Raw genomic sequence first — 6,870 nt, 5'->3', positions numbered from 1 at the left:
GATCTTTTTTAATTTTAAAAAATATTTGTTAAATATTAAACTATTATTTCTTCTAGCTCTTCATCAGGCTTAACTTTTATTCCTTTAGTTGCTACTAGTATGGCGCCTAACAACACCGGTAATGCACCTATTAATAAGTAAGTGTATAAAAATCCTGCTGCTGAAATAACGAATCCATAAGCTAAACTTCCCAAAATCCATGCAGCATCATTCAAACCTACTTGCCATGAATCGGCAGTGCCTCTAACCCTAGTTGGATAGGTTTCGGCAATATAAACCCACCATGTACCATTCCAAGCTAGTACTAATGGATAAAATAACAAGGTCGCTATTATAGTTTCTAGTAAACCAGAAGATAATGCAAAAAATATAACTGATATACCACCTACTAAGCCTATAATTGCACTAGCCCATTTTCTTGTTATTTTTTGACCTAAATGTCCCATTAAACCATATGCAAAGAATGCTAAACCATTTCCTGCTAATATGATGTAAAACGATTGTTCAACTGGTATGTGTTTATAAACAACTAAAGCCGTTGATGTAAAGAAAAATAAAGCTGGAGTGGAAAATTCATGAGATAGCTCAGTTATTGTACTATATATAGTATGTTTTTTTAATTTAGGGTCTGTAAATAATTGTTTATATGGATACTTTGGTGCTTCTGATAAATCTATCTGATATTTTTTTGTAATTTCTTTTGCTTCATCTAAATGACCATTTTTTGCTAAATTTCTTGCTTTAATAGCAATTTTAGATCTTTCTGGTTCTTTAACCCAATGTCTCATTATTACAACTAAAAGTATGGGAACAACACCTATTAAAAAAGCTATTTTCCACCCCAAATCTAACGGGAATCTTGGAACTACAGTTATTGCTATCAATGTTGCTAAGAAATAGCCTAATGGGAAACCTGCTTGTATCCAACCATACAAGCTACCACGTAATTTTGCAGGCATTTCTTCGTTGGCAATTGTTATTCCGGTAGGAAATTCAATATATGATGGCCCATCAGATAGTACTCTTATTATAATCAGGATAACTACAGTGGTAGCGAAGATAGTAAAACCAGTAAATATTGCCATAGTTAAAAGACTGTACTGCCATACTGACTTTCTGCCATATGTGTCTAAAAATGGACCAACTATCCAAACGACTATTGTAGCACCTAAAAATATTAATGCAGTTATTATTCCTGTTAAAGCTATAGAAATATGATATGTACTCATAATTAAAGGTAAATTTATTGAATATAGATTTAGATCCATGGAAGCCATTGACCAACCCAATAGCGCAACTATAAAAATAAACCATTTATATTTTGTCATTCCTTTAAATATTGGTTCCTTATTTGCAACCATATTTGAGTATAAAAATTAAATCAATATAAATAAGTTAGTTTACATGTATACTACAATCTATAATTTATTTTTAATATAAGTTATGAAATCCTTAAATGAGTTCCTTAATAAATTTATTGCTTTTCATATAACTTACCCCCTTTTCCTCATATGCCATTGATGGTGTTACCCCAGGCCTTTCATCTATACATAATGACATATGACTTCTCTTATAATTATAATAATATACAACCTCATCCCATGTTGTAAAATAGGGTTTTAATGATTTAATTGTATAATTTAGCCTTTCTAATTTACCATTTGTTTGGGGATGATCCGTTCCTGCCAGTATATGTTTTATATTATTATCATCCAAATACTGCTTGAACTTATTCTTATCTCCTATTATTCCATTCTTTCCATTTGAGAAGGATTGAGTGCCATGGTCTGTTATTATTTCCTTTGGTTTACCATATAGTTCTATTGCTTTTATTAATGTATTTATTGTATTATCTATTGTTTCCTCACTGTATACACCAAATCCTGTTATAAATCGAGATGCATCATCCCCTATTATTATTAATTTCTCTTTTTTATTGTATTCAGTCCAGTCAATATGCCATAGTGAATTGCTGTTAGACCTTTTATACTTACATATTTTCTGTGGTTCTTCTTGTTTAAAAATTGATATTTAATTGTAAATTTTAATGAAATGAATTATGCAACTGACTGACTTTATTGTTTAAAAAAGTTTTTATATGATATTAATAATATTAGAACGTGGATGTTAGGAAAGAACTTATTAAAAAAATATACGAGTTCTTAAAACAGAACGGATTTAATGTATCTGAGCCGGATCTATATGGCCTCGTTACATTTGATATAGTTTGCAGAAGAGATGGTGAAAAATATATAATTAAGGTTCTTTATAATATTGACACGTTTAGCAAACTGAGTGTTTCATCATTATTAAAAATGGAAAAAATAACCGGATCCATAGCAGTAATTATTGGAGAAAAAACTGGAACTGGAGCATTAGAAGATGGTGTGTTATATTTCAGGCACGGCCTCCCAATATTTTCATTCCAAACATTTAAGGAATATATTAATGGACAGAAACCCTATATATATTCTGCTCCCGGCGGCTTCTATGTTAAAATAGATGGAGAAAAGATGAGAGAGATAAGAAATAGCAAGAATTTTTCAATAGGATATATTTCCCAGAAATTGGGTGTTTCCAGAAGGTCCATATCTCTTTACGAATCTGGAAGCTCTGCAACAATAGATATATATCTAAAGCTTGAAAACATACTTGGTGATGATATAAGCAGGGAGGTGGATATTTCCACACTTAAAGAAAATATAAATGTAGAGGAAGAGGATATAAATGATGTATTTATAAAAGAAGTTTTTAAAATAATAAACAGCTTTGGTTACATATCTGAATACATAAGCAGGAATCCATTTAATGGCCTTTCATATGATGTTCAATCATTCCTTATGATAGGAGCCTTTAACAATGCCGAGGAAAATTCTGAAAAAATAATGTCCATAAAAAAAATAAGTGATGTTCTTGGTGATATACCAGTAATTATTAACAGGACATATTCAACAAGAGAGAATATATATGGATGCCCCGTCGTAAATATCAGGGATTTAATGAATATAAATGATAGGGATACATTTAAAAAAATTTTAGTTGAAAGGCTATGATGGAAAAAATAAATGATTATTTCTATATATTTGGTGGAATAAAGGGTTTAATACGTGATGGCGATGAATTAAAAAGGCAGCTGTATTTTGTCAAACCAGAAATTATGATGATTACCATATCACCGGAGGAGGTTAAGGGCATAAAATATTTTATTGAGAATCCCTTTGAAATGACGCTTTCGGATTATGAAATTATATATGGTGTTAATCTCTCGAAATACGGAGAGGTTATGACGCCATCACCAGTGTACATAGAGGCTGCAAGATATTCAATTGATAATAACATTGAGCTTATAGGACTTGATATGAATGAGGATGAATACCAGAGGGCATATTCAAGAGATGTTAAAACCCTTGACCTTATAAGGCACTCAATAAGGAAAAAAAGGATAAGCAGGACAGCATTTAATAACAAGACGCCTGAAGAATATGTTGATGAATGGAATAAAATGGTTGATATAAACGGATTTAAAAAACTAAATGAGGAACGCCTGGTATATATTGAAAAACGTATAAATGAAATTTTAAATGAAAAAAATAATGAGTTAAAGATGTGCATATCCGATTACGATTTTTATAAAGACCTTGTTAAATATTTTAAAAACAGGAACCAGAATTAAATCCTGTCCTTGAAAACTATGTATATCTCACGCGATTCAGATCTGGATGCCCTTGGCTTTGTAATTTTATTAAACGAATAATACTGCTTCCATTTATTTATAAAATTACCCGTTTCATCTCCCTGGAACTGTTTTATAACAACATTACCATGCGGTGAAAGCAATTTTAATGCCATCTCCATTACCGCAGTACCAAGCAGGTAGGATTCATAATGATCCCGCTCCCCAATTCCACTGGTTTTTACCATGGCATCTGATAGTATAACATCTATTTTTTCAATTCCCTCGCCTTCCATAGTTTTTTGTATAATATTTATTATATCAGGGTTCTTTATATCTCCCTGAATAAATATAACACCATCTATTGGTTTCATCCTGTTTATATCAACAGAGATTACTGGCCGTCCGGTTATTGTTCTGATGACCTGGGTCCAGCCACCTGGTGATGCCCCAATCTCAAGGACGTTTGAATTTTCTGATATAACATTGAATTTTTCCTGTATCTCCATTAATTTAAATGCTGCCCTGCTGCGTAAATTATCCTTTTTAGCCTTTATATAATATTTATCCTTTCTGTTCATAATAATTTCTTTTATTCTCCTATATATTTTTTGTATTCCTCTGCTGTTAGGAAATTATACTTTTCATCATCAAGTTTTATTTTCACTATCCAGTTTTTGTATGGGTCCTCGTTTACAAGTTCAGGTGACTTTTCGAGTTCCATATTAATCTCTATAACCTTGCCGTTAACTGGTGAATAAACATCCTCTGCAGATTTTACGGATTCAATTGTTAAAAGCACATCCCCAATTTTTTTGTCGTCTCCAGGCTTTGGCATATCAATATATACTATGTCTGTAAGCTGCTGCTGTGCATAATCACTTATGCCTATGGTTGCCACACCTGCATCCACACTGAACCATTCATGTGTTTTTGTGTATTTTAACTCCTCCGGTATTCTTGACATAAATGTATATATTAAATATGTATAAAATATATTTTATATTTAAAATAATTGATCAATGCTGCGGTTTTTTATTTCCATGGTGATTTTAGAAATAAAATCCTGAAGGTTATATGACCTTGTTTTATCCTTGCGGTTTCTAACAGAGACTGTATTGCTTATTTTTTCCTTTTCACCAACAACTATAATATATGAAACTCTCATTGGTCTTATAAGTTTTATTTTCTTAGATATGGTATTTCCAGAAAGGTCGAGTTTGGATCTTATATGATTTTTAACAAGCTCACTGTGAACATACGAGGCATAATCGTTATAATTCTCAGATACAGGAACCACATAGGTCTGCACCGGGGAAAGCCATGTTGGCATCTTTCCGTTGAAGTGTTCTAAAAGGATTGCAATAAATCTTTCGTAGCTTCCATAAATGGCCCTGTGAAGTATAACCGGCCTTGATTTTTTGCCATCTGAATCCACATATGTTAAATCAAAGTTTATGGGCATGAAGAAATCCAGCTGTATTGTTGAAAGCTGCCAGAATCTTCCAAGGGCATCCTTAACATGTATGTCAATTTTTGGGCCGTAAAATGCGGCATCCCCTGGATTTTCCTTGTATTTTAAATTTAGATCTTCCAGTGCGCTTCTAAGATTATCTGTGGCATTATCCCACATTGAGAAATCAACCTCCAGATTTGTTGAACCGCATTTAGGGCATTTTAATACACCTGATGCAGCCCTCATTTCAAATTTTTCACCACAATCCCTGCAAATGTATGATAGCAGGTAATTCTGTGGGTTTGATTTATCTATAGTACTTAAATCGTATGATATTTCAGATTCCCCCATTATTGTCCTAAAAACATCAGGGATTATTTTTATGAGAGATGATACCTCATCAAAAATTTGATCCGGTCTTAAAAATCCATGACCATCATCTATGGTAAATGCCCTTGGCCTTGTAAGACCACCCATCTCACCAGATTTTTCATAACGGTAAACTGTGCCGGCCTCAGAATATTTAATGGGCATTTCACGGTAACTGTGAACAGAACGCTGGTATATTGCTATATGCCCGGGGCAGTTCATGGGTTTAAGACCGTAATCGTCCCCGTTGCTCAATTTAAACAGAAACATATCGTTTTTGTACTTATCGTAATGGCCTGATTCCTTCCATATGATGTCACGGTATGCATGCGGTGTCCAGACATCCTCCCAGCCATTTTTTTCATTAAGTTCCCTCATGTAATTTATTAGTTCATTCCTTATGATTGCGCCATTTGGCGTGTAAAATGGAAAGCCAGGGGCACGTTCATCAAATAAAAATAAGTCCATTTCCTGGCCAATTTTTCTGTGATCCCTTTTCATTGCCTCTTCCCTTCTTTGAAGGAAATCCTTTAACATTTTCTGATCAGGGAATGATGTGCCATAAATTCTCACCATTTTTTGCTTATTTATATCACCCTCATAATTGGTGCTTGCAACAGACAAAAGTTTAAAGGCTTTTATATACCCTGTTGACGGCACATGCGGGCCACGGCAGAATTCAATGTAATTGCCCTGTCTGTAAATATTCGATATTTCACCATCCTTAAGGTTTTCATTTATTTTATCTATTTTATAAGGGTTATCCTTAAATATCTCAAGCATTGCATTTTTATCCTGCCTTATTTTTTCTATTTTTAAATTTTTTGATGCAATTTCCCTCATTTTTTCCTCTATTTTTGGGAAATCATCCACTGATATTGGTGGCATATCAAAATCGTAATAGAATACATCAGAATCCTCATTGCTTGTATTGGGCTTTGCACCAGGATATAAATCAACAATAGCGTTTGCAAGCAAATGGGCGGTGCTATGCCTTAATATTTTTAGACCATCATCGGAGTATATATTAATTAATTCAACTTCTCCTGATTCGCTGGCTGTATCATCAAGGTCATGTAAAACGCCATCCTGTTTTGCAGCAATTATTAAATGCTTTGCCCTATCAGAAATAATATCTGAATACCTCTGGCCCTTTTCAATCCTGGCAGTAATATTAGAATTCATCCTCTATGAATTTTTAACGCATATATTAATTTATTTTTATAGCGTGTCCAAACCTTCATAATTTGTTCGACAATTGTCATATTTATTAATTTGAAAATTATTAGTGGGATATGGCAGCGAACCACATCCCATTAATTATGCAAAGGTTGGATAAAATAGTTGCGGAGGATAGAATCAGAAAGTACTC

6 protein-coding genes and 1 pseudogene are annotated in these 6,870 nt (G+C 33.1%); 2 read left to right on the top strand and 5 right to left on the bottom strand.

Annotation, left to right across the window (positions count from 1 at the left end):
* Positions 1 to 35: 35 nt before the first annotated feature.
* Positions 36 to 1,361, bottom strand: coding sequence for an MFS transporter (locus tag AOG54_RS08710; RefSeq protein WP_048101796.1), 1,326 nt, complete (start codon positions 1,359 to 1,361; stop codon positions 36 to 38).
* Positions 1,362 to 1,452: 91 nt separating this feature from the next.
* Positions 1,453 to 2,018 (bottom strand): annotated as a pseudogene (locus AOG54_RS09595) (DDE-type integrase/transposase/recombinase); the annotation flags it as partial.
* A gap of 102 nt (positions 2,019 to 2,120) precedes the next feature.
* On the opposite strand from AOG54_RS09595, the gene AOG54_RS08700 reads away from it, so the two are divergent.
* Positions 2,121 to 3,053: a transcriptional regulator gene (locus tag AOG54_RS08700; RefSeq protein WP_048101797.1), complete on the top strand. Its 933-nt coding sequence runs from the start codon at positions 2,121 to 2,123 to the stop codon at positions 3,051 to 3,053.
* Entirely contained in the window at positions 3,053 to 3,673 is a 621-nt protein-coding gene (locus AOG54_RS08695; protein ID WP_055040914.1) for a hypothetical protein, read from the top strand. The genes AOG54_RS08700 and AOG54_RS08695 overlap by 1 nt, the downstream gene beginning before the upstream one ends.
* On the opposite strand, the gene AOG54_RS08690 is transcribed toward AOG54_RS08695, so the two are convergent.
* Genes AOG54_RS08690 through AOG54_RS08680 form a run of 3 tightly spaced genes read right to left on the bottom strand, consistent with a single transcriptional unit; the run spans position 3,670 to position 6,683 of the window.
* Positions 3,670 to 4,254: an SAM-dependent methyltransferase gene (locus tag AOG54_RS08690; RefSeq protein WP_048101799.1), complete on the bottom strand. Its 585-nt coding sequence runs from the start codon at positions 4,252 to 4,254 to the stop codon at positions 3,670 to 3,672. The genes AOG54_RS08695 and AOG54_RS08690 overlap by 4 nt on opposite strands.
* Before the next feature lie 11 nt (positions 4,255 to 4,265).
* Positions 4,266 to 4,640 (bottom strand): glycine cleavage system protein GcvH, encoded by a 375-nt coding sequence (gene gcvH / locus AOG54_RS08685; protein WP_048101800.1) that lies wholly within the window; start codon positions 4,638 to 4,640, stop codon positions 4,266 to 4,268.
* A gap of 39 nt (positions 4,641 to 4,679) precedes the next feature.
* Entirely contained in the window at positions 4,680 to 6,683 is a 2,004-nt protein-coding gene (locus AOG54_RS08680) for a threonine--tRNA ligase (RefSeq protein ID WP_052656785.1), read from the bottom strand.
* Between the last annotated feature and the right edge of the window lie 187 nt (positions 6,684 to 6,870).

The sequence above is a fragment of the Acidiplasma aeolicum genome, assembly GCF_001402945.1.
In the GTDB taxonomy this organism is placed as follows: domain Archaea; phylum Thermoplasmatota; class Thermoplasmata; order Thermoplasmatales; family Thermoplasmataceae; genus Acidiplasma; species Acidiplasma aeolicum.
The sequence above is the reverse complement of the archived record's forward strand: the minus strand, read 5'-3'. Positions and strand labels throughout refer to the sequence as shown.

Bases quoted from the DNA above. Each gene is read 5' to 3' on its own strand.
- AOG54_RS08695 (WP_055040914.1), top strand. From the start codon at position 3,053: ATGGAAAAAATAAATGATTATTTCTATATATTTGGTGGAATAAAGGGT.
- AOG54_RS08710 (WP_048101796.1), bottom strand. From the start codon at position 1,361: ATGGTTGCAAATAAGGAACCAATATTTAAAGGAATGACAAAATATAAA.
- AOG54_RS08680 (WP_052656785.1), bottom strand. From the start codon at position 6,683: ATGAATTCTAATATTACTGCCAGGATTGAAAAGGGCCAGAGGTATTCA.
- gcvH (WP_048101800.1), bottom strand. From the start codon at position 4,640: ATGTCAAGAATACCGGAGGAGTTAAAATACACAAAAACACATGAATGG.
- AOG54_RS08690 (WP_048101799.1), bottom strand. From the start codon at position 4,254: ATGAACAGAAAGGATAAATATTATATAAAGGCTAAAAAGGATAATTTA.